General features: G+C 66.9%; 27 protein-coding genes. 15 read left to right on the top strand and 12 right to left on the bottom strand.

Features of this window, described 5'->3' with window-relative positions; all coding sequences use genetic code 11:
- Window positions 1–5: 5 nt before the first annotated feature.
- The 8 genes from EV657_RS01445 to EV657_RS01410 form a co-directional block, all read right to left on the bottom strand.
- On the bottom strand, window positions 6–1,298 hold the full coding sequence (locus tag EV657_RS01445) for a branched-chain amino acid ABC transporter permease (RefSeq protein ID WP_134076959.1): 1,293 nt from the start codon (window positions 1,296–1,298) through the stop codon (window positions 6–8).
- Between the two features lie 2 nt (window positions 1,299–1,300).
- The gene (locus EV657_RS01440; protein ID WP_134076899.1) at window positions 1,301–2,311 is read right to left on the bottom strand and encodes a branched-chain amino acid ABC transporter permease; all 1,011 of its coding nucleotides are present in this window, start codon (window positions 2,309–2,311) and stop codon (window positions 1,301–1,303) included.
- Complete coding sequence (locus EV657_RS01435; protein WP_134076898.1) at window positions 2,311–2,772, bottom strand: hypothetical protein; 462 nt, start codon at window positions 2,770–2,772, stop codon at window positions 2,311–2,313. Before EV657_RS01435 ends, EV657_RS01440 begins: the two co-directional genes overlap by 1 nt.
- Before the next feature lie 54 nt (window positions 2,773–2,826).
- Complete coding sequence (locus EV657_RS01430) at window positions 2,827–3,270, bottom strand: hypothetical protein (protein WP_134076897.1); 444 nt, start codon at window positions 3,268–3,270, stop codon at window positions 2,827–2,829.
- Between the two features lie 2 nt (window positions 3,271–3,272).
- Window positions 3,273–3,983 (bottom strand): ABC transporter ATP-binding protein, encoded by a 711-nt coding sequence (locus EV657_RS01425; protein WP_075786363.1) that lies wholly within the window; start codon window positions 3,981–3,983, stop codon window positions 3,273–3,275.
- 116 nt (window positions 3,984–4,099) lie between these two features.
- A complete protein-coding gene (locus EV657_RS01420; protein WP_075786364.1) occupies window positions 4,100–4,888 on the bottom strand; it encodes an ABC transporter ATP-binding protein in 789 nt (262 codons plus the stop codon).
- A gap of 115 nt (window positions 4,889–5,003) precedes the next feature.
- Complete coding sequence (locus EV657_RS01415) at window positions 5,004–6,188, bottom strand: ABC transporter substrate-binding protein (RefSeq protein WP_134076896.1); 1,185 nt, start codon at window positions 6,186–6,188, stop codon at window positions 5,004–5,006.
- A gap of 129 nt (window positions 6,189–6,317) precedes the next feature.
- Window positions 6,318–7,235, bottom strand: a complete 918-nt coding sequence (locus EV657_RS01410; RefSeq protein ID WP_113669649.1) for a GlxA family transcriptional regulator — start codon at window positions 7,233–7,235, stop codon at window positions 6,318–6,320.
- Window positions 7,236–7,554: 319 nt separating this feature from the next.
- Here EV657_RS01410 and EV657_RS01405 point away from each other — a divergent pair, with 319 nt between their 5' ends.
- On the top strand, window positions 7,555–8,925 hold the full coding sequence (locus tag EV657_RS01405) for a class II 3-deoxy-7-phosphoheptulonate synthase (RefSeq protein ID WP_075786367.1): 1,371 nt from the start codon (window positions 7,555–7,557) through the stop codon (window positions 8,923–8,925).
- 183 nt (window positions 8,926–9,108) lie between these two features.
- Here EV657_RS01405 and EV657_RS01400 read toward each other — a convergent pair whose 3' ends face one another.
- Window positions 9,109–9,747: a PAS domain-containing protein gene (locus tag EV657_RS01400; protein WP_075786368.1), complete on the bottom strand. Its 639-nt coding sequence runs from the start codon at window positions 9,745–9,747 to the stop codon at window positions 9,109–9,111.
- A 158-nt stretch (window positions 9,748–9,905) separates the two neighbouring features.
- On the opposite strand from EV657_RS01400, the gene EV657_RS01395 reads away from it, so the two are divergent.
- From EV657_RS01395 to EV657_RS01385, 3 genes are read left to right on the top strand one after another with little or no spacing between them, the layout of a single operon-like run.
- On the top strand, window positions 9,906–10,799 hold the full coding sequence (locus tag EV657_RS01395; protein WP_134076895.1) for a YicC/YloC family endoribonuclease: 894 nt from the start codon (window positions 9,906–9,908) through the stop codon (window positions 10,797–10,799).
- Window positions 10,800–10,805: 6 nt separating this feature from the next.
- On the top strand, window positions 10,806–11,447 hold the full coding sequence (gene gmk / locus EV657_RS01390; RefSeq protein ID WP_075786370.1) for a guanylate kinase: 642 nt from the start codon (window positions 10,806–10,808) through the stop codon (window positions 11,445–11,447).
- Window positions 11,444–11,971, top strand: a complete 528-nt coding sequence (locus EV657_RS01385; protein ID WP_134076894.1) for a gamma carbonic anhydrase family protein — start codon at window positions 11,444–11,446, stop codon at window positions 11,969–11,971. Before gmk ends, EV657_RS01385 begins: the two co-directional genes overlap by 4 nt.
- Window positions 11,972–12,008: 37 nt before the next feature.
- On the opposite strand, the gene EV657_RS01380 is transcribed toward EV657_RS01385, so the two are convergent.
- Window positions 12,009–12,389: a hypothetical protein gene (locus tag EV657_RS01380; protein ID WP_075786372.1), complete on the bottom strand. Its 381-nt coding sequence runs from the start codon at window positions 12,387–12,389 to the stop codon at window positions 12,009–12,011.
- A 204-nt stretch (window positions 12,390–12,593) separates the two neighbouring features.
- On the opposite strand from EV657_RS01380, the gene EV657_RS01375 reads away from it, so the two are divergent.
- From EV657_RS01375 to EV657_RS01340, 8 genes are all read left to right on the top strand, one after another.
- Complete coding sequence (locus EV657_RS01375; RefSeq protein WP_166673617.1) at window positions 12,594–13,634, top strand: ATP-binding protein; 1,041 nt, start codon at window positions 12,594–12,596, stop codon at window positions 13,632–13,634.
- 166 nt (window positions 13,635–13,800) lie between these two features.
- Entirely contained in the window at window positions 13,801–14,835 is a 1,035-nt protein-coding gene (locus tag EV657_RS01370) for a substrate-binding domain-containing protein (protein WP_075786374.1), read from the top strand.
- Between the two features lie 78 nt (window positions 14,836–14,913).
- Complete coding sequence (gene pstC / locus EV657_RS01365; RefSeq protein WP_113669616.1) at window positions 14,914–16,377, top strand: phosphate ABC transporter permease subunit PstC; 1,464 nt, start codon at window positions 14,914–14,916, stop codon at window positions 16,375–16,377.
- On the top strand, window positions 16,374–17,759 hold the full coding sequence (pstA, locus tag EV657_RS01360) for a phosphate ABC transporter permease PstA (protein ID WP_134076893.1): 1,386 nt from the start codon (window positions 16,374–16,376) through the stop codon (window positions 17,757–17,759). Before pstC ends, pstA begins: the two co-directional genes overlap by 4 nt.
- A 25-nt stretch (window positions 17,760–17,784) precedes the next feature.
- Window positions 17,785–18,582, top strand: a complete 798-nt coding sequence (pstB, locus tag EV657_RS01355; RefSeq protein ID WP_075786377.1) for a phosphate ABC transporter ATP-binding protein PstB — start codon at window positions 17,785–17,787, stop codon at window positions 18,580–18,582.
- Between the two features lie 25 nt (window positions 18,583–18,607).
- Entirely contained in the window at window positions 18,608–19,318 is a 711-nt protein-coding gene (phoU, locus tag EV657_RS01350; protein WP_237399714.1) for a phosphate signaling complex protein PhoU, read from the top strand.
- A gap of 4 nt (window positions 19,319–19,322) precedes the next feature.
- Entirely contained in the window at window positions 19,323–20,015 is a 693-nt protein-coding gene (gene phoB, locus EV657_RS01345; RefSeq protein WP_075786378.1) for a phosphate regulon transcriptional regulator PhoB, read from the top strand.
- A 189-nt stretch (window positions 20,016–20,204) separates the two neighbouring features.
- Complete coding sequence (locus EV657_RS01340) at window positions 20,205–21,362, top strand: cytochrome-c peroxidase (RefSeq protein WP_134076957.1); 1,158 nt, start codon at window positions 20,205–20,207, stop codon at window positions 21,360–21,362.
- 192 nt (window positions 21,363–21,554) lie between these two features.
- On the opposite strand, the gene EV657_RS01335 is transcribed toward EV657_RS01340, so the two are convergent.
- Complete coding sequence (locus EV657_RS01335) at window positions 21,555–21,743, bottom strand: hypothetical protein (protein ID WP_134076892.1); 189 nt, start codon at window positions 21,741–21,743, stop codon at window positions 21,555–21,557.
- Window positions 21,744–22,054: 311 nt separating this feature from the next.
- On the opposite strand from EV657_RS01335, the gene EV657_RS21410 reads away from it, so the two are divergent.
- Entirely contained in the window at window positions 22,055–22,198 is a 144-nt protein-coding gene (locus EV657_RS21410; RefSeq protein WP_166673616.1) for a hypothetical protein, read from the top strand.
- 559 nt (window positions 22,199–22,757) lie between these two features.
- Window positions 22,758–23,513, top strand: coding sequence for a LuxR family transcriptional regulator (locus EV657_RS01330; protein ID WP_075787625.1), 756 nt, complete (start codon window positions 22,758–22,760; stop codon window positions 23,511–23,513).
- 448 nt (window positions 23,514–23,961) lie between these two features.
- On the opposite strand, the gene EV657_RS01325 is transcribed toward EV657_RS01330, so the two are convergent.
- Entirely contained in the window at window positions 23,962–25,311 is a 1,350-nt protein-coding gene (locus EV657_RS01325; RefSeq protein WP_134076891.1) for a nucleotidyl cyclase domain-containing protein, read from the bottom strand.
- A gap of 177 nt (window positions 25,312–25,488) precedes the next feature.
- Between EV657_RS01325 and EV657_RS01320 the strand changes: the two genes are divergently transcribed.
- A complete protein-coding gene (locus tag EV657_RS01320; RefSeq protein WP_113669613.1) occupies window positions 25,489–26,850 on the top strand; it encodes a GGDEF domain-containing protein in 1,362 nt (453 codons plus the stop codon).
- Window positions 26,851–26,935: the final 85 nt, after the last annotated feature.

The following is a 26,935-nucleotide window of genomic DNA, read 5'->3' as shown; positions in this document are numbered from 1 at the left end:
CTGGCCTAGCGTTCGGGGATCAGCCCGCGCGGGCTGAAGCGCAGCACCACCAGCAGCACCACCCCCATGGTCAGAAGCCGCATATGCGCGACGCTGTCCAGAAGATGCGTCTTCAGCGCCGAGCCGTCGGCCATGCCCGAAGTGATCGCGCCCATCAGCCAGGCGCCAAAGGGTTCCACCTGCACCCAGAGGAACCAGATCAGGAAGCCGCCCAGCACCGAGCCCCAGTTGTTGCCCGACCCGCCGACGATCACCATCACCCAGATCAGGAAGGTAAAGCGCAGCGGCTGGAACGAGCTGGGGGTGAGCTGGCTGTCATAGGTGATCATCATCGCGCCTGCGAGCCCGCAGATGGCCGAACCGAGGATGAAGATCTGCAGATGCCGGCGGGTGACGTCCTTGCCCATGGCGGCGGCGGCGGTCTCGTTGTCGCGGATCGCGCGCATCATCCGGCCCCAGGGCGATTTCAGCGCCTTCTCGCAAAGCCAGAGCAGGACCACCAGCACAAGGGCGAAGAGCCCCGCATAAAGCAGCTTGACGAAGATGGTCGAGGCGGTCAGCGGGTCCAGCCCAAGCTCCTGAGCCCGGGCGACGAATTCGGCGCTCGATTGCAGGTCGACCTCGTAGGGCACCGGGCGCGGGATGCCGTTGACGTTCTTCACGCCGCGGCTCAGCCAGTCCTCGTTCTTCAGGACCGCGATGATGATCTCGGCGATCCCGAGCGTGGCGATGGCCAGATAGTCCGACCGAAGCCCCAGCGCGGTCTTGCCGATCACCCAGGCAGCCCCCGCCGCCAGCAGGGCGCCGACCGGCCAGCCGATCAGCACCGGCAGACCGAGCCCGCCCAGATAGCCGGTCGCGGCCGGGTCGATGGCCTCGATCGCCTCGACCGCCGGGTCGAAGATCGCGCGGTAGAGAAAGAAGCCCGCGATCAGCCAGACGATCATGGCTAGCCCGCGCAGACGGCCTTTTGCCATCTTCCGCCAGATCGCGATGGCCCCGGCAATGACGCCGAGCCCCACGGCCAGCCCGGCCCAGACGCGGACCCCGCCCGCGGCCCAGGCCTCGGGCACGGGGGGCATCGCGATCAGCACCACGGCCAGCCCGCCCATCGCCGAAAAGCCCATGACGCCGATGTTGAAAAGCCCCGCATAGCCCCATTGCAGGTTGACCCCCAGCGCCATCACCGCCGAGATCAGCCCGTAATTCAGGATGAAGAGCGCGGCGTTCCAGCTTTGCAGAAAGCCCGTGCCCGCAATCAGAAGGGCCACCAGCGCGAAAAGCGCCCGGTCACGCATGGTCATATGGATTTCCCCCGGAAAAGCCCCGTCGGCCGGAACAGCAGCACGATCACCAGGATCACGAAGCTGACCGCGAACTTGTAGTCGGTGCTCAGAAGCTGCACGAGCCCGTCAGGCGCCAGATTGTCGGGCAGGGTATAGGTCAGCACCTTCTTCCAGGCATAGGTGACCATCACCTCGGAATAGGCGATCAGGAAGCCGCCCGCGATGGCGCCCAGCGGGCTGCCGATGCCGCCGACGATGGCCGAGGCGAAGATCGGCAGCAGAAGCTGGAAGTAGGTGAAGGGCTTGAACGACTTGTCGAGCCCGTACAGCACGCCCGCGATGGTCGCCAGCGCCGCCACGATGATCCAGGTGATCGCCACCACGCGTTCGGGGTTGATCCCCGACAGCAGCGCCAGATCCTCGTTGTCGGAAAAGGCCCGCATCGACTTGCCGGTGCGGGTATAGGTCAGGAACCAGAACAGAAGCGCCACCACGATCACCGCCGTGACGATGGTCAGCCCCTGGGTGCTGCGGATCGCCAGCCCCTCGTCGAGCCCGGTCATCGTCTTGAACTCGCGCGCGGTGACGATGAAACGCTCGCCATCGGCGAAGTTCTGTTCGCCCGGCCCGATGATGATACGCACGACGCCGTTGAGGATGAACATCACCCCCATCGAGACGATGACCAGGATCACCGGCTTGGCGCGCTGTTCGCGGTAGAAGCGATAGACCAGCCGGTCGGTGCCAAGCACCATCAGCGCGGTTCCGGCGATCCCGAAGGGCAGGGCCAGCAGGGCCGTGGGCAGCGGCCCGAACGAAACCCCTGCCGCCTGCAAAGCCCAGGTGACGAGGATCGTGACCATGGTCCCGAAGGCCATCGTGTCGCCATGGGCGAAGTTCGAAAAACGCAGGATGCCGTAGATCAGCGTGACCCCCAGCGCGCCAAGCGCGAGCTGCGCGCCATAGGCGGTGGCCGGGACCAGCACGAAATTGGCGAAAGCCACAAGGGCGTTGAGGAATTCCATCACTCGCAGGTCCCGATATAGGTCGTGGAAACCGGCCCCTCGGCCGCATGAACGGTATAGCGCGCGGCGGAGCGGGCGATGGCCAGATAGTGCCGCTCGGTCCCGGCGCCGCCTTGCAGGAAGAGCGTGCCGCCGGTTCCGGGGCCGCTCAGCGTGCCGATGGCCTCGACGCGACGGCCGGCAAGGCTCAGATCGGCGCGCGCCAGTTGAAGCCCCGCCCCCAGGCCGCCGATCCGTCCGCTGAGCGCAGCCGTCACATCGGTCGCCTCGCAGGGCGCGGCCTCGCTGCAGGCGGTGGCGAAATGACAGCGCATCTCGAACCCGTTGGGGCCGGGATCAGGGGCGGTCCGCTCGGCGGTCTGGGCCGCGGCGGGCAGGGCAAGCGCGGCCCAGAGGGCGAGCAGCCCGGCCAGCGCGGCCAGTCTCTGCGGCCGGGGCGCGATCTCGGGGGCGTGGGTCACGGCGTGACTCCTTCGAACGGGTCCGGGGCGCGCGCCTCTGCGCCCGGACAGGCTTCAGTCCTTTTCGGCACAGGTGCCATGCACGGTGACGGCAATCGCCCGGGGCGTGCCGCCCTCGGGATCGAGCAGCACCGCGTCATGCCGCGTCAGCACGAAATCGAGCGTCTCGAAGACGGTCAGCACGCCCGCACCCTGGCCGGGCTCCAGCCCGCCGCCGCTGGCCTGCAGGCGCACGCCCTCGGTGCCGGGCAGGCGGCGGAATTCGTAGAACCGCCCGGTCTCGTCGGCGCCCTCGGGCGTCATCACCACCTTGGCGCCGGTCTTGCGCCCGACCTCCAGCGCATAGCGCAGCTCGGTCGGCTGACAGCCCGCGCGGCCCGCGTCCAGATTGCTGACGCAGGTCAGCCGCGCCACGCAGTCGAGGCTGACGGCCGCCGCCCCCGCCGCGTCGGCCGATAGCGCCACCAGGGATCCCGCAAGGATTGCCAGATGTCGCATGCTCAGCCCCCCAGAAAGGTGCGTCGCACCTCGGGATCGTCGAGCAACGCCCGGCCGGTATCGGTATAGGCGTTGCGGCCCTGGACCAGCACATAGCCCTTGTCGGCGATCTCCAGCGCCTGACGCGCGTTCTGTTCGACCATCAGGATGGAAATGCCGGTCCGCGCCACCTCGATGATCCGGTCGAAGAGCTCGTCCATCACGATCGGGCTGACGCCCGCGGTCGGCTCATCGAGCATCAGCACCGAGGGCCGGGTCATCAGCGCGCGGCCGACGGCCACCTGCTGGCGCTGGCCGCCCGACAGCTCGCCCGCCGCCTGCCGCCGCTTTTCCTTGAGGATCGGGAACAGCCGGTAGACCTCGTCGATGGTGCCCGAAATGTCGTCGCGGCGCAGGAAGGCGCCCATCTCGAGGTTCTCCTCGACCGTCATCGAGGTGAAGATGTTGTGGGTCTGCGGCACGAAGGCCATGCCCTTGGCGACGCGGGCCTGGGGGCTGAGGCGGGTGATGTCCTCGCCGTTCAGCCGTACCGCCCCGGCATGCACGTTCAGCATCCCGAAGACCGCCTTCATCGCGGTCGACTTGCCCGCCCCGTTGGGGCCCACGATCACGGCGATCTCGCCCTTCTCGACCGCCACCGTGCAGCCGTGCAGGATATCGGCCCCGCCATAGCCGCCGGTCATCCGGTCCCCGATCAGGAAAGGCTCTGCCATGCGCGCGCTTCCGTTCTTCTTCTTGGTTCAAATACCCATGCCCGGGCCCGCCAGAGGCACCGGCCGGGCGGTTTGTCGGACGCCGGTCTCAGCAGGCGCCAGTCTCTGGCGCTGTTTCAGGCATTGGCACCCGCCTTCATCTTGTTCTTCAGCCCGGTGCCCAGATAGGCCTCGATCACCGCCTCGTTCTGCATGATCTCGTCGGCCTTGCCCTGGGCCAGCACCTTGCCCTCGGCCATCACGATCACCGGATCGCAAAGCCGGCCGATGAAGTCCATGTCATGCTCGATCACGCAGAAGGTGTAGCCGCGTTCCTTGTTCAGCCGGACGATGGCCTCGCCGATGGTGTTCAGAAGCGTGCGGTTGACGCCCGCGCCGACCTCGTCGAGGAAGACGATCTTGGCATCGACCATCATCGTCCGGCCCAGCTCCAGCAGCTTCTTCTGCCCGCCCGAAAGATTGCCCGCCTTCTCGTCGGCGACATGCGAGATCGTCAGGAACTCGAGCACCTCGTCGGCCTTGCGCGCCAGCGCGCGTTCCTCTTGGGCGATCCGGCCGCGCCGGAACCAGGCCGACCACAGGCCTTCGCCCGACTGGCCCGCGGGCACCATCATCAGGTTCTCGCGCACCGTCATCGAGGAAAATTCATGGGCGATCTGGAAGGTCCTGAGCAGGCCCTTGTGAAACAGCTCGTGCGGTTTCAGCCCGGTGATGTCCTCGCCATCCATCAGGACCCGGCCCGAGGTCGGCGGCAGCACCCCCGCGATCACGTTGAACAGGGTCGACTTGCCCGCACCGTTCGGCCCGATCAGCCCGGTGATCGAGCCGGTCTCGATCTCGATCGAGGCACCGTCGACGGCATGAAAGCCGCCGAAATGCTTGTGCAGGTTTTCGACCTTGATCATCGGTGTTTCCCTTTGCCGCCGCGTCCTTGCCCGGCGGCGGGCGCTTAGCGAATGGCACGGCCCGGGGCAACCTTTTTCAGCCCCGGGCCGTCCGGCCTTAATGTCGCGGCGCGGCTCAGCGGAACCGGTCGGTGACCGCCTTGCCGTCGGTGATGGTGAACTCTCGGAAGCTGCCCGCGCTTTCGCCCGACCCGATCATCTCGACATTGGTGGCGCCGACATAGTCGATGTCCTCGCCCGCCTTGAGCAGTTCGAGCCCCCTGGCCAGCTCGCCGGGCAGGATCTTCTCGCCGGGCGCGTTGGCCACGTCCATGATCTTGCCCTTGTAGTCCGCAGGCGCCGACGAGCCTGCCGCCTGCATCGCCAGCAACATCAGCGCAGCCGCGTCATAGTCTTCGGCCACATAGGACGAGGTGCCGTCGAAGCCCGCCTCGGCCGCCATGTCGAGGATGGTCTGCGCGCCGTCGCTGTCGGTGCCGGGCACGGTGCCGAACGAGCCGTCGAGCGGCGAGCCGATGGCCTCGATCAGCGAGTCGCCATACATGCCGTCGGGCAGGAAGAAGGTGTCGAAGGCGCCGGTATCGACCGAAGCCTGGATGATGCCCTTGCCGCCCTGATCGACATAGCCCGCCACGACCAGCATGTCGCCGCCCGCCGAGGCCAGCGCCGCGACCTCGGCCGAATAGTCGGCCTTGCCGTCCTCATGCGCGGCCGAGATCGTGACCGTGCCGCCGGCGGCCTCGAAGGCGGACTGGATCGAGTCGGCCAGACCCTTGCCGTAATCGTTGTTGGTGTAGGAAATCGCGACCGAGGAAATGCCGCGTTCCTTCAGCACGTCGGCGATCACCTCGCCCTGGCGCGCGTCCGACGGCGCGGTGCGGAAGAACAGCCCGTCATCCTCGGCGGTCGACAGGGCAGGCGAAGTCGAGGAGGGCGAGATCATCACCACGCCGTTCGGCCGGGCGACGTTCTGCAGCACCGCACCGGACACGCCTGAACAGTCGGCGCCGACGATGCCGTTCACCTTGTCCGAGGTGACCAGCCGTTCGCCCGAGGCGGTGGCGGCGGCGGCGTCGACGCAGGTCGAGTCGGCCCGCACCGAGCTCACCGTGGCGCCGTCCAGCAGCGTGCCGGCCTTGTTGACCTCGGCAATCGCCAGTTCCGCGCCCGCGGCCATGTTCGGCGTGATCGATTCCAGCGGGCCGGTAAAGCCCAGAAGGATGCCGATCTTGACCTCTTCGGCGTTCGCGACGCCAGCGAGGGCCAGCGTGGCCGCGCTGGCCAGAAGCAGTTTCTTCATTCTTAGAACTCCCGTGTTGGAACGAAATTCATCGTGACCGTAAAAGCCGCGCAAGAAAAAGAAAAGGGCGTGCCTCGGCGCCCCGGGATCCCGGCCCGCAGGACAGCCCGCCCGCGCCCGTCCGGCGCCTCACGCCTCGAGCCTCCCGCCGCGGCTGCCGCGTTCGCGGTAGGGCGTGGTGTCGTAATGGGCGCGGTAGCATTTCGAAAAATGGCTGGGCGAGGCAAAGCCGCAGGCCAGCGCCACGTTGATCACGCTCATGTCGGTCTGCATCAGCAGGTTGCGCGCCTTCGACAGCCGCAGTTCCATGTAGTAGCGTTTCGGGCTGCGGTTCAGATAGCGCCGGAACAGCCGTTCGAGCTGGCGCGTCGACATGCCCACATCGCGCGCCAGCGTCGCGGGCGAGATCGGGTCCTCGAGGTTTTTCTCCATCACCTGGATGACCTGGCTCAGCTTGGGATGGCGGACCCCGATCCGGGTCGGGATCGACAGCCGCTGGGTGTCCTGATCGGTGCGGATCGAGGAATAGATCAACTGGTCGGCCACCGCATTGGCCAGATCCTGGCCATGGGTCTGCGCGATCAGCGTCAGCGCGAGGTCGATCGAGGCGGTGCCGCCCGCCGTGGTCATCCGGTTGCCATCGATCACGAAGACGGAGCGCGTCAGCTCGATCTCGGGGAAATCCTCCAGAAAGCCGTCCTGGTTTTCCCAGTGGATGGTGGCGCGCTTGCCGTCGAGCAGCCCGGCCCTGGCCAGCGCATGGGCCGCGGTGCACAGCCCGGCCACGATCAGCCCCTTGCGCGCCTCGCGCCGGAGCCAGCCGACCAGCGTCCGGGTGGTGGCCTTCTGCACGTCGATGCCGCCGCAGACGATGACGATCTCGTCGCGCCCCAGCGGCTCGAGGCCGATGTCAAGCAGCACCCGGCTGCCGTTCGAACAGGCCGCCTCGCCGCCGCCTTCGCCCGCCAGCCGCCAGCGGTAAAGCGTCTGCCCGGCCATGCGGTTGGCGATGCGAAACGGCTCGATGACGCCCGCGAAACTCATCATTGTGAAGCGGTCGAGCAGGACGAAGACGACGTCCTGCGGTTTCCGCCCGGAGGCGGCCGCGAGTGCGGTGCTGGATCTGTCGGGAACCGGGGCCAAGCATCCCTCCGCGCGTCGTGTCGATCAGCGATACAGAATTGTCCGTCGGGATCAAGGCCTGCGCGCGCAGGCGCGGGCGGGCAGGGGGTATGACCGCGCGGCTGACGGGCGCGCCGACGGGCGGGCGGCGGCACGGCCGGGGAGGCGCGGCGAATTCCGGGTAGCCGGATGCGGTCTCAGCTCTTATAAGGCGCCAATTGACGAAGAGCATGGAACCACGACGATGACCCCCTGGCAGAAATCGGATTGGCGTGCCCGCCCGCGGGTGCAGATGCCCGACTACACCGATGCGGCGGCCCTGACGGCCGTCGAGGCGCAGCTTGCCAAGTATCCGCCGCTGGTCTTTGCGGGCGAGGCGCGCAACCTCACCGCCAAGCTCGGACAGGCGGCGCAGGGCAAGGCCTTCCTGTTGCAGGGCGGCGACTGCGCCGAAAGCTTCGCCGAATTTTCCGCCGACACCATCCGCGACACCTTCAAGGTGCTGTTGCAGATGGCCATCGTGCTGACCTGGGGCGCCAAGGTGCCGGTGATCAAGGTCGGCCGGATGGCGGGCCAGTTCGCCAAGCCGCGCTCGGCCCCCACCGAGACGATGAACGGGGTCGAGCTGCCCAGCTATCGCGGCGACATCATCAACGGCTTCGACTTCACCCCCGAGGCGCGGATCCCCGATCCGGCGCGGATGCTGCAGGCCTATACCCAGGCCGCCGCCTCGCTGAATCTGCTGCGCGCCTTTTCCAAGGGCGGGTTCGCCGATATCCACCGGGTGCATGCCTGGACGCTGGGCTTCCTCGAACGCGACGAGGCCGAGAAATACCGCGACATGGCCAACCGGATCAGCGACACGCTGGCCTTCATGACCGCGGCGGGCGTCAACGGCGAGACCATGAACGGGCTCTCGACGGTCGATTTCTTCACCTCGCACGAGGCGCTTCTGCTGGAATACGAAGAGGCGCTGACCCGGGTCGACTCGACCTCGGGCAACTGGATCGCGGGCTCGGGCCACATGATCTGGATCGGCGACCGCACCCGTCAGGTCGATGGTGCCCATGTCGCCTTCTGCCAGGGTGTGATGAACCCGATCGGGCTGAAATGCGGGCCCTCGATGGCCGAGGACGACCTGAAGATCCTGATCGAGAAGCTGAACCCGAAGAACGTGCCGGGGCGGCTGACGCTGATCTCGCGCTTCGGGGCGGGCAAGGTGGGCGATCACCTGCCGCGGCTGATCAAGGTGGTGCGCGAGATGGGGGCCGAGGTGCTTTGGGTCTGCGACCCGATGCATGGCAACACCATCAAGTCGCCGAGCGGCTTCAAGACCCGGCCCTTCGACGCGGTGCTGTGCGAGGTGCAGGAGTTCTTCGCCGTCCACAAGGCCGAGGGCACGATCCCCGGCGGGGTGCATTTCGAGATGACCGGCAAGGACGTGACCGAATGCACCGGCGGCGTGCGCGCGGTGACCGACGAGGACCTGTCCTCGCGCTATCACACCGCCTGCGACCCGCGGCTCAATGCCAGCCAGGCGCTGGAACTGGCCTTCCTCGTCGCCGAGGAACTGTCGGCGCGCAACGACGCGGCCGCGGCCGCAGCCGCCATGTGATCCGCTCTGGCCGGCGGGGGCACAGTGCCCCTGCCGGACGACGCTTCATGCAAGGGCGCAAGACCACCCGGCAACCTATTCCAGAACAACAAAAAAATCCCGCCCGCCTTCTGGCGGACGGGACGTTTCCTCCGGACAGGCGATACCCGTCGCCCGGCGTCCGGAGAGGACCATTCCTTGATGTCAGAACGCCGGTTCCGGTTCGACGATCCCGCCCTGAATGACCGTCAGTGCCGGGCGGCGCGCCTCGCCCGCGTCCTGCGCGGGGCGCGGTTCGGGATTGGCGGTTTCGCCGAGGATCTGGAACCGGCGGGGCGTCCAGCCCACGGTGCCGACCGTGGCCAGCGCGCCGAGGATCTTGGTGGGCGAGCCGTTCTCGCGGGCCAGCGGCAGCAGGATCATCCCGGCGAACAGGGCCTGGCGGTTGTAGCTGCGCGGCGAGATCAGCGTCAGCCGCACGCCCGCCCCGTCGCCCGCCAGAAGCGCCTCGATCTTGTCTTCCAGCACCGGGCGCGATTCCGGCAGGATCATCGCCGACAGCGGCATGCCGCGCATGTCCATGCCCATCAGGTCGGTCATGTGCTGGCCGGTCAGCCGCAGCCGCAGGTGGCGCGGCGCCATCGCCTCGGCCACGAAGCAGTTCGACAGCGCGCGCGAGAAGCCGCGCGGATCGAGCTGGGCCCGGCTGGGCAATGTGCCCTGATCGTCACGCAGCCCGGCCCAATAGGTTTCGACGTCGTCCAGGGCGGACAGGGCGCCTCCGGTTCGGTATCCCGACAGGGCGATCACCGCAGCGCGGGGACGGGTTTCGGACTCCACCATGGCAGTCTCCTTGCATCTCGGTATCGCCGCGGGCACCCTGTCCGCGGCGTTGTCGCCACCCGATCGAAGTGCTATCGCGATACGACCTCTGTTGAAAGGAATTTGCCACAAAATGGCCACTTATTCGCGCCTTTTTTATACCGAAGGTTAACGGGTTCATGTTGCAGTCGATGACCGCCTTCGCGTCCCGCTCCGGACAGACGGAAACGCATGTCTGGACATGGGAGTTGCGGGGCGTGAACGGGAAGGGGCTGGACCTGCGCCTGAGGCTGCCGGACTGGGTGTCCGGGCTGGAACAGGCGGTGCGGACGGCGGTGCAGGGGCGGGTGGCGCGCGGCAGCGTGACCCTGGGGCTGCGACTCACGGCCCGCGATTCGGCCCATAATGCCCTGCATGTGGACCCGGCCGCGCTGACGGCGGCGCTGACGCTGCTGGCCCGGGTCGAGGCCGAGGCGGCGCGGCAGGGGCTTCGTCTGGCGCCCTCGAGCGCGGTCGAGATCCTGGCGATGCGGGGGCTTGCCGACAGCGCCGCGCCCGACCCCGATACCGGCCCGCTGCTGGCGGCGCTGACCGCCGATCTCGGCCCGCTTCTTGACGACTTTGTGGCGATGCGGGCGGCCGAGGGCCGGGCGTTGACCACCGTGCTTTGCGACCATCTCGCCACAATTTCGTCACTGGCCGAGACCGCCGCCCGTGCGGCCGAGGCCCGGCGCGGGCAGATGGAAGACACACTGATGACCGCGCTTGCTCGGGTGCTGGAGGGCGCGGCGGGCGCCGATCCCGACCGGGTCGCGCAGGAACTGGCGCTGATCGCGGTCAAGACCGACGTCACCGAAGAGATCGACCGGCTCAGGGCCCATGTGGCGGCGGCCCGGGCACTGATGGCGGCGGGCGAACCGGCCGGGCGCAAGCTCGATTTCCTGATGCAGGAATTCAACCGCGAGGCCAACACGCTGTGCTCCAAGGCGCAATCGGCCGATCTGACCCGGGTCGGGCTTGACCTCAAGGCGGTCATCGATCAGATGCGCGAACAGGTCCAGAACGTGGAGTAAGAGCCGATGGCGGCACGGCGCGGATTGCTGATCATCCTGTCCTCGCCCTCGGGCGCGGGCAAGTCGACGCTGGCGCGCCGGTTGCGCGACTGGGACCCGGCGATTGCCTTTTCGGTCTCGGCCACCACCCGGGCGCCGCGGCCGGGCGAGGTCGACGGGCACGACTATCATTTCCTGTCGGAACAGGCCTTCAAGGCGCAGGTCGCGCGCGGGGCCATGCTGGAACACGCCTTCGTCTTCGGCAATTTCTACGGCTCGCCCGAGGCGCCGGTGCGTGCCGCCATCGAGGCCGGGCAGGATGTGCTGTTCGACATCGACTGGCAGGGCGCGCAACAGATCCGCAATTCGTCGCTTGGCCAGCACACGCTGTCGATCTTCCTGCTGCCGCCCTCGATCGCCGAGCTGCGCCGGCGTCTGGTCAGCCGGGGTCAGGACACCGCCGAGACCATCGCCGGGCGCATGCAGAAAAGCTGGGACGAGATCAGCCACTGGGACGGCTACGATTTCGTGCTGGTGAACGACGATCTCGACGCCACCGAAGAGAAGCTGAAGACCATCCTCACCGCCACCCGCCTGCGGCGCAGCCAGCAGCCCGGTCTGACCGAGCATGTGCGCGCGTTGCAGGCCGAATTCGAGGCCCTGCCATGACCCTTTACGCGCTTGACGGACTTGCCCCCACCCTGCCCGAGGACGGCGACTACTGGGTTGCCTCCGACGCCAACGTGATCGGCAACGTGATCCTCGGCGCGGGCGCCTCGATCTGGTTCGGCAGCACGCTTCGGGGCGATAACGAGCCGATCACCGTCGGCGCCAGGACCAATATCCAGGAAAACACCGTCTGCCATACCGATATGGGCTATCCGCTGACCATCGGCGCGGGCTGCACCATCGGCCACAAGGCGATGCTGCATGGCTGCACCATCGGCGAGAACACCCTGATCGGGATGGGCGCCACGGTGCTGAACGGCGCCCGGATCGGCCGGAACTGCCTGATCGGCGCCTCGGCCCTGATCACCGAGGGCAAGGCGATCCCCGATAACAGCCTGGTGATGGGCGCGCCGGGCAAGTTCGTGCGGCAGCTGGATGAGGCGGCCATCGAGCGGCTGCGGCAGTCGGCGCTGCACTATCAGGAAAACGCGCGCCGCTACCGGGCGGGTCTTGTCGCGATATGAGACCGACCGGGCGGCCCGTTCCGCCACGCGAGGGGCGCTAGTGCCGCGCGCGGGGGATCAGCTGAACCGTGATGCCCGGGCAAAGTGCCGCGATTTCGCGCCGGATGATTTCGGGGTTGGGCACGACGGGCGTCACCACGACATAAAGCCCGCGATAACCGCCAAGTTCCAGCTGCGTGGCCAGATCCATCGCGTCGAACTGTTCGGTCAGAAGCGGCGAGACCACCATGTCGACCGATTGCACCGAGGACAGCGCGGCCTGAACCAGACCGTAGGGCAGCCGCTCGACGCGCGCGCTGGCAAAGGGCATGCCGATTTCGGGCTGATCGACCCGATCGAAACCGATCAGAAGCGCCATTCCGCCACGGCCGGGGCCGGGTTCGGCATGAGGGGCTTGTCCGGGGCCTGTATAATCCATAGCCGCGCTCCTTTTGGCGACTGGCCATCACGGCCGAATTTCGGAAAACCTCGTCAACAACACTGTCAAGCTGTTCATTACGCCATGTACACAAGTCTGCCTATAGCGCGCGGGTGGGCAATCTGGCAATTGCCCAAAGGTCGATTCCGTAACGTCCAGCCGTCATGGCCGGGCCGGGGCCGGTCTTCAGGGATGGGGTGAAAAGTGAACGATTCTTTAGGGTTGTCAATTATTGCCGGCGTTCCCGTTCCGGTGGTGCTGATCGGACGGGACGAGCGCGTCAGCGCCCTCAATGATGCGGCCATGGCCCTGTTCGGCCCCAGCGGAACCGGTCGGCACTATGTGACCGTGCTGCGCCATCCGGCGCTTCTCGATTGTGTGGAAGAGGCGCTTCGGCTGCGCCAGCCGCGCCGCGCGCGCTATCTGCGCAGCGATCTGGGGCGCGATTCGACCTATGACGTGACCGCCAGCCCGCTTGAAGGCGTGGCAGCGGGCGGCGTCGTTCTCAGCTTTGCCGATATTTCCGACCGCGAGCAGGCCGGGCAGATCCGCCGCGATTTCGTGGCCAATGTCAGCCACGAGCTGAAAACCCCGCTGACCGCGCTGATGGGCTTTATCGAGACCTTGCGCGGCCCGGCCCGGGACGACGCGGCCGCGCGCGAGCGGTTTCTCGACATCATGGCGCGCGAGGCGGAACGGATGAACCGGCTGGTCAGCGATCTGCTGTCGCTGAGCCGGGTCGAGGCCGAAGAGCGGATGCGGCCCGGCGCGCGGGTCGATGTCGCCGCGCTGTTGCGGACCTCGGTGCAGACCCTGCGGGCGCTGGCGCGCGGCGCCGGGGTCGAGATGACGCTGGAGGGGGCCGAGGAGGCGACCCATGTGCTGGGCGACGAGGATCAGCTGACCCAGGTGTTTCACAACCTGATCGAGAACGGCATCAAGTATGGCGGCTCGGGCGGGGTGCTGCGGCTGGTCCTGACCCGGTCCGAGCGCGAGCTGGCGTTTCGCGGCCCCGGCGTGCGGATCGACGTGATCGACCGGGGCGAGGGGTTCGATCCGGTCCATATCCCGCGCCTGACCGAACGGTTCTACCGGGTCGACAGCCACCGCTCGCGCGAGATGGGCGGCACCGGGCTGGGGCTGGCCATCGTCAAGCATATCGTGAACCGCCATCGCGGCCGATTCCGGATCGACAGCGTTCCGGGCGAGGGAAGCACGTTTTCGGTGATGCTGCCGATGGCCTGACAACCCATGGTGGCAATGCGAAAGCGGGACCCCGAGATGTCGCAGCCGAATATGACGACTGTCATAAAACCGTTACCTCAGTGTCACAAAAGGTTGGCGCCGCAGGTCTAGGACCCGGGCCGAGGCCGCCCGCAGTCCCGCGGCCGAAACCAATCAGGAGCTATTCATGTCCTTTGCGAAACTGACCGCCTCGGCGCTCGCCATCGCTGCCGTTTCGGCGACCGCCGCCGCGGCGCGCGACAACGTTCAGGTTGCCGGGTCCTCGACCGTGCTGCCTTACGCCTCGATCGTCGCCGAAGCCTTCGGCGAAAACTTCGACTTCCCGACCCCGGTCGTGGAATCGGGCGGGTCGTCGGCCGGTCTGAAACGCTTCTGCGAAGGCGTCGGCGAAACCTCGATCGACATCGCGAACGCCTCGCGTCCGATCAAGGACAAGGAAATCGAAACCTGCAAGGCCAATGGCGTCTCGGACATCATCGAGGTCCGCATCGGCTATGACGGGATCGTCTTCGCCAGCCAGCTGAACGGCCCGGCCTTCACCGCCTTCACGCCCTCGGACCTTTTCAAGGCGCTGGCCGCCGAACTGCCGGTCGACGGCAAGATGGTCGCGAACACCGCCTCGACCTGGGCCGATGCCAATCCCGAGCTGCCCGCGGTCGATATCGCCGCCTTCATCCCCGGCACCAAGCATGGCACCCGCGAAGTCTTCGAAGAGAAGGTGCTGATCGAGGGCTGCAAGGCCACCGGCGCGCTTGAGGCGATGGTCGGCATGGGCATGGACGAGAAAGACGCCGAGAAGGCCTGCAAGGCGGTGCGCACCGACGGCAAGTCGGTCGATATCGACGGCGACTACACCGAGACGCTGGCCCGCATCGACACCAACCCGAACGGCGTCGGCGTGTTCGGACTGGCCTTCTACGAGAACAACACCGACAAGCTGAAAGTGGCGACCATGTCGGGCATCGCGCCCTCGACCGAGACCATTGCCTCGGGCGAATATCCGGTGTCGCGTCCGCTGTTCTTCTACATCAAGAAGGCCCATATCGGCGTGATCCCCGGCCTGAAGGAATTCGCCGAATTCTTCGTGTCGGACGAAATGGCCGGCCCCGACGGCCCGCTGGCCGCCTATGGCCTGGTGTCGGACCCGGAACTGGCGGCGACCCAGGCGAAGGTTGCCAACGAAGAGACCATGAGCAACTAAGCTCGGCAGGTCCGGAAGGGCGGCCCCCACGCCGCCCTTCCGTCTTTTAGGTTGTTTCATCCCACAGACGGAGCGGTCATGCCTGTTCTCTGGCTCGTGCTCATCGTGTTCGCCCTCGGCGCCCTCGGCTTCGTGCTGGGCCGGCGCCGCGCCCTTGGCGGGGCGGGGGGCGACATTCGCCTGCTGCATTCGCTGCCCTCTTACTACGGCACCAATGTCGCCTTGCTGACCGTCGTCCCGGCTCTGTTCCTTCTGGGCATCTGGCTTCTGGTGCAGCCGATCGTGGTCGATGCGAAAGTGTCGGCCTTGCTGCCCGACAGCGCCATTTCCGAAGGCACCACCCGCGATCTGGTGATGAGCGACGTGCGCCGCATCGCCGAGGGGCTCGACAAGGCGGTGGCCGAGGGCGCGATGACCCATGCCCAGGCGCGCGACATCCGGGCCGAGTTTACCGATGTCCGCAACCGGCTTGGCGCGGTCGGCGTGGCGCTGGGTTCGAGGGTCGGCGCGCCCGAGCTTTTCGCCGCCCAGCGCTACCGCAGGATTGCGGGCGAGGGCAGTCTGGCGATGACCGGCGCGGTTCTGGCGCTGGCGCTGGGGGGCTTCGCGCTGTCGCTGATCCGCACGACGCCCAGCTTCCGGGCGCGGAACTCGGTCGAGACCGGCATCCGCTATGTGCTGATCTTCGCGGCGACCATCGCGGTCCTGACCACCATCGGCATCGTGCTGTCTCTGGTCTTCAACACCATCGATTTCTTCCGGCTTTATCCCGCCTGGGACTTCTTCTTCGGCACGACCTGGAGCCCCAGCTTCGGCGGCGGGTCCGACCTTGGCATCCTGCCGCTTCTGTGGGGCACCTTCTATATCTCGATCATCGCGCTGGCGGTGTCGGTGCCGATCGGGCTGTTCGCGGCGATCTACCTGTCGGAATACGCCACACCGCATGTCCGCGCCTTCGCCAAGCCCATGATCGAGGTGCTGGCGGGCATTCCCACCATCGTTTACGGCCTCTTCGCGCTGCTGACGGTGGGGCCCCTCTTGCTGAAGGTTTTCGGTCAGGACGGGGTCGGCCTCATGCAGGCGGGCACGGCCGTCGTGACCGCAGGGCTGGTGATGGGCATCATGCTGATCCCCTTCGTCAGCTCGCTGTCGGACGACATCATCAACGCGGTGCCGCAGTCGATGCGCGACGGCTCGCTGGGGCTTGGCGCCACCCGGTCGGAAACCGTTCGCCAGGTTGTCCTTCCGGCGGCGCTGCCGGGCATCGTCGGCGCCATCCTGCTGGCCGCGAGCCGCGCCATCGGCGAGACCATGATCGTGGTGCTGGGGGCAGGGGCCGCGGCCAACCTGTCGCTGAACCCGTTCGAGGCGATGACCACGGTCACCGCCAAGATCGTCAGCCAGCTGACCGGTGACGCGGACTTCGCCAGCCCCGAGGCACTGGTCGCCTTCGCGCTTGGCATGACGCTGTTCGTCATCACCCTTGGGCTGAACGTCTTCGCCCTTTACATCGTGCGCAAGTACCGGGAGCAGTACGAATGACCGACGTCCCCTTCACCGACGCATCGTCCGGCCCGGCCCGGCCCGCCCGCACCGGCTCGCTGCTCGAGGCCGACGCGCGCACCCGCCGCCGCAACGCCGCCGAAGCCCGGTTCCGGCTTTACGGGATCGCCGCGGTCGGGGTCGGCCTGTTCTTCCTGGCGGCGCTGCTTTACGCCATCTTCTCGAACGGCATCGGCGCCTTCCAGCAGACCGGCTACACGCTGCAGGTCGAATTCCGCGAGGACGTTCTGGACAAGACCGGCAATCGCGACCTCGAAGATATCAAGTCGGTCAAGACCTTCGCCTATTCGCCGCTGCTGCGCGCGGCGATGCTGCGCGAGATCGAGACGCACGGGATCGACACGCCGCTGGCCGATGCCAAGGTCACCGGCTTTTCCTCGCCGCTCGACAAGCTGTTTTCCGATGGCGCCCGCTCGACCTTGCGCGACATGGTGCTGGCCGATCCAAGCCTGATCGGGCAGACGGTCGCGGTGCGGATCCTCGCCTCGTCACGGGTCGACGGCTATCTCAAGGGGCGCGTCAGCCGCGAGTCGATCGAGCGCGACAAGAACCTCGACGCGGTCCATCTGGACCTGATCGACAAGCTGCGCGATGCGGGCGTCGCGACCAAGGGCTTCAACCTGGCCTTCATCACCGGGCCCGACGCCTCGGACGCGCGTCCGGAACAGGCGGGGCTGGGCGTGGCGATGCTGGGCTCGCTTTACATGATGATCGTGGTGCTTCTGCTGTCCTTGCCCATCGGGGTCGCGGCCTCGATCTATCTGGAGGAATTCGCCCCCCAGAACCGCTTTACCGACATCATCGAGGTCAATATCTCGAACCTCGCGGCGGTGCCCTCGATCGTCTTCGGGATCCTCGGGCTGGCGGTCTTCATCCAGTTCGTGCACCTGCCGCAATCGGCACCGCTGGTCGGCGGGCTGGTGCTGTCGCTGATGACCCTGCCCACGATCATCATCTCGACCCGGGCCTCGCTGAAGGCGGTGCCGCCCTCGATCCGGGACGCGGCGCTGGGGGTAGGGGCCTCGAAGATGCAGGCGGTGTTCCACCATGTGCTGCCGCTGGCGATGCCCGGCATCCTCACGGGCACCATCATCGGGCTGGCGCAGGCGCTGGGCGAAACCGCGCCGCTTCTGCTGATCGGGATGGTGGGCTTCATCGCCTCGAACTATCCCGACGGCGCGATCTCGGGCTTTCTCGCGCCGAACTCGGCCATGCCCGCGCAGATCTACGAATGGGCCAAACGGGCCGACCCGGCCTTCTACGAACGGGCCTGGGGCGGCATCATCATCCTGCTTCTGTTCCTGATGACCATGAACATCATCGCCATCATCCTGCGCCGCCGCTTCGAGCGCCGCTGGTAGATCGCCGCGAAAGGACATCTAAGACATGTACGACAATCCAGATCTTGCGAGGACGACGGTGACGAGGGACATCAAGATCGCGGCCCATGGATGCCAAGTCTTCTACGGCGATACCCATGCGATCAAGGATGTCGATATCGACATCGAGGACAAGACGGTCACCGCCTTCATCGGCCCCTCGGGCTGCGGCAAGTCCACCTTCCTGCGCTGCCTCAACCGGATGAACGACACCATCGACATCTGCCGGGTCGTGGGCGACATCCGTCTGGACGGCGAGGATATCTACGACAAACGGGTCGATCCGGTGCAGCTGCGCGCCAAGGTCGGCATGGTGTTCCAGAAGCCGAACCCCTTCCCGAAATCGATCTACGACAACGTGGCCTACGGGCCGCGCATCCACGGGCTGGCGCGCGGCAAGGCCGATCTCGACGAGATCGTCGAAAGCTCGCTGCGGCGTGCCGCGATCTGGGAGGAAGTCAAGGACCGGCTCGATGCGCCCGGCACCGGGCTGTCGGGCGGCCAGCAACAGCGGCTTTGCATCGCGCGGGCCGTCGCGACCGAACCCGAGGTGCTGCTGATGGACGAGCCCTGTTCGGCGCTCGACCCGATTGCGACCGCCCAGGTCGAGGAACTGATCGACGAACTGCGCAGCCAGTATTCGGTGGTCATCGTGACCCACTCGATGCAGCAGGCGGCGCGGGTCAGCCAGAAGACGGCCTTCTTCCATCTGGGCAGCCTGGTGGAATACGGCGAGACGGGGCACATCTTCACCAATCCGACAGACCCCCGCACCGAAAGCTACATCACCGGCCGGATCGGCTGAGAAAGGTTCCAGAATGTCGGACGTGATGAAGGACCCGCATATCGTCAAATCCTACGACCGCGATCTCGAATCGATCCAGGCTCTCATCATGAAGATGGGCGGTCTGGTCGAGACCGCGATCCTGGAGGCCGCGAATTCGCTCGAGACCCGGGACGAGGAACTGGCCGAACAGGTGCGCAAGGGCGACAAGGCCATCGACGCGCTGGAAGAGAAGGTCAACGAAGAGGCCGCGCGGCTTCTGGCGCTGCGCCAGCCCTCGGCGGGCGATCTGCGCACCGTGCTGTCGGTGATGAAGATCTCGGCCAATCTGGAACGCTGCGGCGACTATGCCAAGAACATGGCCAAGCGCACCGGCGTGCTGGTGCAGATGGCGCCGATGGAAGGTTCGGCCGGCGCGATCCGGCGGATGGCCAAGGCGGTCGAGCTGATGCTGAAGGACGCGCTGGACGCTTATATCCAGCGCGACGCCGAACTGGCCGAGGACGTGCGCCAGCGCGATCTGGAGGTCGACCAGATGTACAATGCGCTGTTCCGCGAATTCCTGACCTTCATGATGGAAGACCCGCGCAACATCACCGCCTGCATGCATCTGCATTTCATCGCCAAGAACATCGAGCGGATGGGCGATCACGTGACCTCGATGGCCGAGCAGGTGATCTATCTGGCGACCGGCCATCTGCCCGAGGACGAACGCCCGAAAGCCGACCGGACCTCGGTCGATGCCGGCCGGAGCTGACCGCATGAGCCCGACCGAACAGCCCACGGTCCTGATCGTCGAGGACGAGCCCGCCCAGCGTGAAGTCCTGGCCTACAACCTTCAGGCCGAGGGCTTTCGGGTCTCGAAGGCCGAGAACGGCGAAGAGGCGCTTTTGCTCGTGGACGAGCAGGCGCCCGACATCATCGTTCTCGACTGGATGCTGCCCTCGGTCTCGGGCATCGAGGTCTGCCGTCGGCTGAAATCGCGCGCCGATACCCGTGGCGTGCCGATCATCATGCTGTCGGCCCGGTCGGAAGAGGTCGACCGGGTGAGGGGGCTGGAAACCGGCGCCGACGACTATGTGGTGAAGCCCTATTCGGTGGTCGAGCTGATGGCCCGGGTGCGCGCCCAGCTGCGGCGCACGCGCCCGGCGGCCGTCGGCCAGCGGCTGGAATTCGAGGACATCCTGCTGGATGCCGAAACCCACAAGGTGTTCCGGTCCGACAAGCCGCTGAAGCTCGGGCCGACCGAATTCCGGCTGCTCTCGACCTTCATGGAAAAGCCCGGCCGGGTCTGGAGCCGCGAGCAATTGCTCGACCGGGTCTGGGGGCGCGACATCTATGTCGACACGCGCACCGTGGACGTCCATATCGGGCGTCTGAGGAAGGCGCTGTGCCAGCATGGCGGGTCCGATCCGGTCCGCACCGTGCGCGGCGCGGGCTACGCGCTGGGCTGAGCCCGTCTGTCCTGTCCTGACGGCCAGCGCGCAAGCGGCGGGGCTTGGTTTTTATCCGATTTTTTTGGTCGGGAATTGATCCTCGACCGAGGCCGACCTATGGTGGCCCGGTGTCGCAGGGCCGTTTTCCCTGCGGCGCAGGGATCGAGAAACTTGGCGCCGAGGCTCCGGGAAGACAGGTACATGCGCATGGGATCAGCGGGCATCGCGACCGCCGCGGCAGTTTTGGTATTTGCGTCGGGGATGGCGTCGGCCGAGGAGGGGGGCGCGACCGCCGGTCCCTATGCCACGCCCGAAGCCTTCGGCGAGGCGCTGTTCTTTGACGTCAACCTCTCGAAGACCCGCAGCCAGGCCTGCGCCACCTGCCACGATCCGGCCCATGCCTTCATCGATCCGCGGCCGACCGCGGCGGGGCGGGCGGTGTCGCTGGGGGCCGACGGGCAGTCGCTGGGCGACCGCAACGCACCGACCGCCGCCTATGCCATGTTCTCGCCGACCTTCGCCCGGCGCGCCGATGGCAGCTATGTCGGCGGCCAGTTCCATGACGGCCGCGCCGCCGGTCTGGCCGAGCAGGCGGGCGGACCGCCGCTGAACCCGATCGAGATGGGGCTGGCCGATGTGAACGAGGCCGCCGCGCGCATCCTGGTAAACCCGCGTTACGGCGCGACGCTCGACGCGCTTTACGGCCCCGGGACCGCCTCGGACCCCGAAGCCGTCTATCGCGCCGCGACCTCGGCCATCGCGGCCTTCGAGGCAACCGATCTCTTCGCGCCCTTCGATTCCAGGTATGACAGATACTTGCGGGGCGAAGTTCAGCTGACGGATGAAGAAGAGCTGGGCCGTGTCCTGTTCTTTTCGCAGCAGTTCACCAATTGCAATCTCTGCCACCAGCTGCGCCGGTCTCCCATGGCGGCGGACGAGACCTTCACCGATTACAGCTATCACAATATCGGCGTCCCGGCGAATACGGCCGCGCGCGCGGTCACCGGCATCACCGCGACCGATCTTGGGCTTCTGGCCAATCCGGCGGTCGACGATCCGGCGGAGGCGGGCAAGTTCAAGGTGCCCGGGCTGCGCAACGTCGCTGTGACCGGGCCTTACATGCATAACGGCGTCTTCGAGGATCTGCGGACCGTGATCCTGTTCTACAACAAATACAACAGCAAGGCGGCGGCGCGGCAGATCAACCCGGAAACGGGCGCACCCTGGGCCGCGCCAGAAGTGCCGGACACGCTGTCGATGGACGAACTGACGACCGGACCTGCGCTTGACGACGAACGGATCGACGCGCTGGTGGCGTTTCTGGGAACGCTGACCGACCGCCGCTATGAGGATCTGCTGAAGTGAGAGGGGCGGTCCCTGGAACGTAATGCCGGACGGAGCCGTTGAAAACAGCCGGGGCAGCGGCTCTTGCGCGGTCACACTGTTGCAACCGCTTTGAAATGTTCCGCTTTCCGCAAAACGGAAATGTTCCACCCGGGCGCAGAGGAGAGCACAGCCTGACAGGGCGGAGACCTCGGATATCGCAGCCCTGGCTGGCTATGCGGGTCCCTTTGCGCGCCGGGCGGCCAATGAGTTCCAGCCGTCGTTGCGGCGACCGGCCGGCTCGCAGCGGGTGCGTTGTTGGCCGGCCCGGCGTTTCCTTGGTGGCGTCTTTTCATGCCCCTCCTTGAGGTCGGCCAGCGCCGCGCCGAGGCGCTTGTTTTCGGCGATCGCCGCATGGGTCACGCGCTGGTTCTTGTCGAAGGCAGAGCAGGGCAGCCGGAAACGCTTCCAGCGACCCTCGAGGCTGCCATCGGCAAACTCTTAGGTGTCGACGGACTTGCCTGGCAGCGCCCGTGTGATGCGCTTTCCTGAAGGGTGATCCGCCAGCGATCGTCGGAGAAGACAGGCTGCTGACTGACATAGCGTTCGTCGCGCAAGCAGAGGGTCAAGCAGAGGGTCTCGCGCAGCCGATCCGGCTCGATATGTCGCGATGCACTCATCGCAGATCCGACAGGTTCGGGATCGACCTTGAAGCCCGGACACAGCTTCGCCGCGTGATCGCCATGACCGGACACCACGCCGATGCCGTCGAGCGACGCGATCTCACGCGCGACGGCAAGACGCCGTTGCGGCGTGAAGAAGTCTTCAAACGCGCCGATCCGGTCAGGCGAACAAGCCCGAAGACGGCTTGTTCATAGGTCGAGATCAGAGAACGGTCGGCCTGCATCTCGGACGTTCCCGCAGAACACGCGATAGGCGTCAGAGTGGGCGACCGCCGCCAGCGAGCCAGCGGCGCCCGGAAGCGCCGGGATCACGGTCTTGAGGGCCAGCGTCAGGGTGGTACATGGACCGGCGCCGAACGGGCGCCACAACTGCGCGGTAGCACAAAGCCGATAATCATGATTATGTTACTTAAACACTTTGCGAGACGCGCGACTGCGACTGCGACCAATTCAACCCCGGATCCATCAGGCCGTTTCCCAGCGTCACTCGCGGCAAGTTCCGTTGAGTGGAACAAAGTGCCGTGATAACAAAGGCTAGACTGCGGCCGCCGCGCCGTCTGCAAGACCGGACCCGGAAAACGGGACGTTGCGCGCCCGGTTTTGCCCACCGTTACGCTGCACGGCGGCGCTCGACAGGAGCCGCTTACCTGAACTAACAAAAAGGCATGTGTGGAGGGTCAGTCATGATGGGTCGAGTTCGGCAAACCGTGTCCGTGCGTCTGTGCGCTTCCGGAACCGCGAGGTCGAGGTCTTCATGAGCCTTGAACATCTGAGCGCCTTGATCGCTGCGCGTAGCGTCGAAGAGCTTTGGGCGCTGCACACCCAGAAGATGGCCGATTTCGGGTTTGACCGTCTGATCTACGGATTCACGCGATTCCGCGCCGCCAACAGCTTCGGCGACCGCGATGACGTCATCGTCCTGTCGAACCATTCGCCGGACTATGTCCGCGCCTTTGTCGACAAGGGCCTTTACATGAATGCCCCGATGGTCCGCTGGGCCTCGCGGAACGAAGGCACCAGCAGCTGGCGGATCATCACCGAGCGGATGGCCCGGGGCGAACTTCCGCCCGAAGAGCTGGAAGTGTTGCAATTCAACCGCTCCATGGGCGTGGTCGCGGGCTACACGATCAGCTTCAGCGAAATCTCGGTCCGCGCCAAGGGCGCCATCGGGCTTGCGGCCCGGCCGGGGCTCGATCAGGACGATGTCGACCGGATCTGGGCCGAACATGGCGACGTGATCCAGCTGATGAACGACGTGATGCACCTGAAGGTGCACAACCTGCCCTATGCCGCACAGCGCCCGCCGCTGACCCCGCGCCAGCGCGAGGTGCTGGAATGGGTCGGCGACGGCAAGTCCACGCTCGACATCGCCACCATCCTCGGGGTCACCCAGGCCACGGTGGAAAAGCACCTGCGTCTGGCCCGCGAGGCGCTGGATGTCGAGACGACCGCCCAGGCGGTTCTGAAGGCCTGGTTCCAGAACCAGATCTTCCGCGCCGAGTCGCCATAAACGTCGCCCGAGATCCAGACCCAGACCCAGCCCCTTGACCGGGCTTGCCCATCCCGAAGTGACGTAAGGTTACATCGAAGGTCGCAATGCGCGAAGAGTCGTCGCCTTTGGGTTGAATTTCCTTAATTTTCAGCTTCCCCGGAAGTACGGATTCCCTGACTACACTTTTGGCCGCCAGATCGGCAAGTTTCTGCCGTTCCGTGAGTGGTGGCCTTGGGCCAAGGAACAGTCTCGGCGAGGAACCGCGCAATTTCGCGGAGAGCGCCGAACCGGGAAACCGGAGCAGGTTGTGGTCGTCCTTTTTCGGCGGTCGCGACCTGCACCTTTTCGGCAGGGTCGTCCACCCCAGCGGGCGGCTCGCGAAAGGGTTCGAGGGGCGGCAAGCAAGTTAAGGGGGGTTTGCCGCCCCTTTCATTCCTCTCGCAGATTCCCGGATCTCTTCCACCTTTCAGGGTCGCGGCGCGGACGGGCCCGACCCACCCGTGCACCCCCCCTGCCCCTCCGGATCGCTGTCGGGCCGCCGTGACGACGGGTCGGCCCCGTCCGCCAGGCCCGAGGCGCGGACCGGGTGCCGGGAACTGCGGCGTTCGGCGATGTAAAGCGCGCCTTCGGCCCGGCGCAGCGCGGCCTCGACGCTTGGCTCGTCGAAAGCGGCCATGCTGAGCCCGATGGCAGCCTCCGGCAGGTCCGGCGCCAGCACCAGGGCCAGACGCTCGGCCATCCGGGCAAGCTCGGTCTCGCTGGGCACATTGGCCACCACCAGAAGGTTCCGCCCGCGCCAGCGGCCGACGCTGTCCTCGTCCCTGAGATGGCGCGTGGCCCTCTGAAGCGCGCGGCCCATCGTCCGGTCGTCAGGATCGGTCGCCGTCCCGTGACCGGCAGGCGCACAGAGGATCACCCCGACCGGTCCCTTGCCGTCCAGCAGGTCGCGGTCGGGCCGGAACCGGCTGGTGCGCCCGGCGACCGGGTCGAAGCGCTCGGTCCGGGCCTCGGCGCGCACGGCGCGGTCGATGCTGGCGGCCAGCGCCAGCACCAGCGCGACCTGCGCCGCCCCCAGAAGCGCGATCAGCAGTTCGAGCGCGGGCCGGGCCGCTCGGGCTTCGGGAAAGAGCCGCTCGGCCGCCAGGCCAGCCAGCCAGGGCATCGCCAGCGCCAGCCCGAGAAGCCCGCGCGCCCGGAGCCCGTGGCGCCCCCGCGCGAACAACGGGTGCAGGACGGGATCGGCCCGCAGCACATGGCCCAGGGCAAGACCGCCCAACAGCATGCAGACAAGTCCGAAGGCCGCGACCGGCTGGCGGCCGTCCGCGGCCGACAGGACGGTGCCCATCAGAAACCACCAGATCCCCGCCCAGGCGGCCGCCAGCAGCGCGAGCGCCGCGCCCCGGCTGAAGGGCTTGACCGCGAGGCCGAGGTTCAGGGTCAGCACCGCATAGGCCGATGGCAGGTCGAAACCGGCGCCGGTTGCCAGCATCCCCGGCAGCGACGTGCCCGAGAGTGCCTGCGGCCAGCCGGGCAGCAGGGCCTCAAGAAGCCCCTGCGCGCCGATCAGCGCGGCGCCAAGCCCGAGCCCGGTCCAGATCTTCAGCGACCGTCCGGCGGGCCGACGCCCGAGCAGCGACAGCGCAAACAGCATGAAACCGGCGGCGGCGGCAGGATGAAGCGCGGCCGCCTCGCGCTGCGGCGGGAACAGCGACACCGGCAGCGCGCCGGCCAGGGCCGCGACCAGCATGGCCAGGCCAAGCAGGCGAAGCGCCTGACGCGACAGGGCATGGGCGGGAAAGGCGGCGAGGCTCGGCACGGTCTGGCCCCCAAGGCTGGGAAATCTCGGCGCAAAAACCGTAATGTTTTGACCCTAATCCGCAGTTAAGGTTAATAAGATTGCGCGATAGGACGAAATAACGTGCGGCGCGTAACCAAATATTAAACCTATCGCTGCCCAATTCCGCCGCATAAATGGTGACGAGCGAGCGGTACGATGTGGACCAGTGGCCTGACAATGCGGAAATCCGGAGCGATGCGCGTTCTGGGCCTTGCCATCCTTCTGGTGATCGGTTTCGGGCTCATTCAGAATCTCGTGTCTCCCCCCGACGACAGCGCGGCGGCGCTCCATCCCCTGCCGGCCATCGGCTTTGCGCTTTTCGGGCTGGTCTTCCTGACCGGCCCGCAGATCCTGAACCGCAACGCCCCGATCCGCATGATGGCCGCCATCGTCGCGCTTCTGGCGATCGAGCACCTCCTGGAGGCATCGGTTCCGGGCTGGATGCAGATCGTGGGTCATCCCCGGATCGAGTCCGCGATCGAAGGGGTGGGGCTGCGTGGCGTGCTGTCGGTCGAAACCTCCTTCGCGCTTGCCGTGCTCAATCTGGGCCTGCTGGCCGAGCCGCATCAGCGTCAGGCCTCGCTGCTGTTCCTGGCCGCGGCCTGGGTCGCGACCACCATGGGCGTCCTCAAGCTCGCCTTCAATCTGACGCTCTGGCGCGGAGAAATGTCGCCCTATGCGCTCGCGACCATGGTGCTGGTCTGCTCGGCCCAGACGCTGAAGCTGCGCGACCAGCCGTTCCTGCGGCCGCTTTTCGCCCAGACCAGCTATGGCACCTATACCCGCGCGCTGGTCACCGGGGCACTGGTCGTTCCCTGGATGTCGGGCTTTCTTTATTTCCTCAACGTGCGGCCCGATCCCGCCACCCATCTGGCGCTGGAGCTTGCCTTCGGCTTCATCGGCTGGATCATGCTGGCGCTGGTGCTGAGCATCGGTCATCTGATGGAGAAATCGAGCCTCGCGCTGGAACACGCCGCGCGTCACGACCCGCTGACCGGCGCCCTGAACCGGCGCGGCCTGTCAGCGGCGCTGGGCAGCCGCGACGAGGCGCGCGGGGTCGTGCTGTTCGACCTCGATCACTTCAAGGCGGTCAACGATGCGCTTGGCCATGACGCAGGCGACCAGCTTTTGCGCGACATCGCAGAAATCGTGACCCGGAACGTGCGCGACAGCGACCTTCTGGTGCGCTGGGGCGGCGAGGAATTCCTGGTGGTGATGACCAGTTCGGCCGAGGTGCTGCTGGTGCAGACCGCCGAACGCCTGCGACAGGCCATCGCCGCCCATACCCCGATGCGGATCGGCGCCACCACCCGCCCGGTGACGGCCTCCTTCGGCGTCAGCATGGCGCATCCCGGCGAGACCGGCATCGCCGCGGCGATCCGCCGGGCCGACGAGGCGCTTTATGCCGCCAAGATCCGCGGCCGCAACCGCGTCTTTTCGGCCGCCGCGCTCTGCGAGGCCGATCCCGGCACGCTGCCCGCCGTCGCCCCGATCGAGCCGGCGCGGCTGGTGTCCTGAAACGGCCCCCGCCCGCGCAAGCCCGCGTGCCCCCCGCGTCGGGGTACGAAAACGGCGCGGCCCCGTCCGGGTGCCGCGCCGCCTT

This window comes from Rhodovulum visakhapatnamense (assembly GCF_004365965.1).
Taxonomy (GTDB): domain Bacteria; phylum Pseudomonadota; class Alphaproteobacteria; order Rhodobacterales; family Rhodobacteraceae; genus Rhodovulum; species Rhodovulum visakhapatnamense.
This window is presented reverse-complemented; position numbering and strand designations above follow the sequence as displayed.

Coding starts and splice junctions, on each gene's coding strand:
- EV657_RS01445 (WP_134076959.1), bottom strand. CDS start 1,298: ATGCGTGACCGGGCGCTTTTCGCGCTGGTGGCCCTTCTGATTGCGGGC.
- EV657_RS01440 (WP_134076899.1), bottom strand. CDS start 2,311: ATGGAATTCCTCAACGCCCTTGTGGCTTTCGCCAATTTCGTGCTGGTC.
- EV657_RS01430 (WP_134076897.1), bottom strand. CDS start 3,270: ATGCGACATCTGGCAATCCTTGCGGGATCCCTGGTGGCGCTATCGGCC.
- EV657_RS01425 (WP_075786363.1), bottom strand. CDS start 3,983: ATGGCAGAGCCTTTCCTGATCGGGGACCGGATGACCGGCGGCTATGGC.
- EV657_RS01420 (WP_075786364.1), bottom strand. CDS start 4,888: ATGATCAAGGTCGAAAACCTGCACAAGCATTTCGGCGGCTTTCATGCC.
- EV657_RS01415 (WP_134076896.1), bottom strand. CDS start 6,188: ATGAAGAAACTGCTTCTGGCCAGCGCGGCCACGCTGGCCCTCGCTGGC.
- EV657_RS01410 (WP_113669649.1), bottom strand. CDS start 7,235: ATGATGAGTTTCGCGGGCGTCATCGAGCCGTTTCGCATCGCCAACCGC.
- EV657_RS01405 (WP_075786367.1), top strand. CDS start 7,555: ATGACCCCCTGGCAGAAATCGGATTGGCGTGCCCGCCCGCGGGTGCAG.
- EV657_RS01400 (WP_075786368.1), bottom strand. CDS start 9,747: ATGGTGGAGTCCGAAACCCGTCCCCGCGCTGCGGTGATCGCCCTGTCG.
- EV657_RS01395 (WP_134076895.1), top strand. CDS start 9,906: ATGTTGCAGTCGATGACCGCCTTCGCGTCCCGCTCCGGACAGACGGAA.
- gmk (WP_075786370.1), top strand. CDS start 10,806: ATGGCGGCACGGCGCGGATTGCTGATCATCCTGTCCTCGCCCTCGGGC.
- EV657_RS01385 (WP_134076894.1), top strand. CDS start 11,444: ATGACCCTTTACGCGCTTGACGGACTTGCCCCCACCCTGCCCGAGGAC.
- EV657_RS01380 (WP_075786372.1), bottom strand. CDS start 12,389: ATGGATTATACAGGCCCCGGACAAGCCCCTCATGCCGAACCCGGCCCC.
- EV657_RS01370 (WP_075786374.1), top strand. CDS start 13,801: ATGTCCTTTGCGAAACTGACCGCCTCGGCGCTCGCCATCGCTGCCGTT.
- pstC (WP_113669616.1), top strand. CDS start 14,914: ATGCCTGTTCTCTGGCTCGTGCTCATCGTGTTCGCCCTCGGCGCCCTC.
- pstA (WP_134076893.1), top strand. CDS start 16,374: ATGACCGACGTCCCCTTCACCGACGCATCGTCCGGCCCGGCCCGGCCC.
- pstB (WP_075786377.1), top strand. CDS start 17,785: ATGTACGACAATCCAGATCTTGCGAGGACGACGGTGACGAGGGACATC.
- phoU (WP_237399714.1), top strand. CDS start 18,608: ATGAAGGACCCGCATATCGTCAAATCCTACGACCGCGATCTCGAATCG.
- phoB (WP_075786378.1), top strand. CDS start 19,323: ATGAGCCCGACCGAACAGCCCACGGTCCTGATCGTCGAGGACGAGCCC.
- EV657_RS01340 (WP_134076957.1), top strand. CDS start 20,205: ATGGGATCAGCGGGCATCGCGACCGCCGCGGCAGTTTTGGTATTTGCG.
- EV657_RS01330 (WP_075787625.1), top strand. CDS start 22,758: ATGAGCCTTGAACATCTGAGCGCCTTGATCGCTGCGCGTAGCGTCGAA.
- EV657_RS01320 (WP_113669613.1), top strand. CDS start 25,489: ATGTGGACCAGTGGCCTGACAATGCGGAAATCCGGAGCGATGCGCGTT.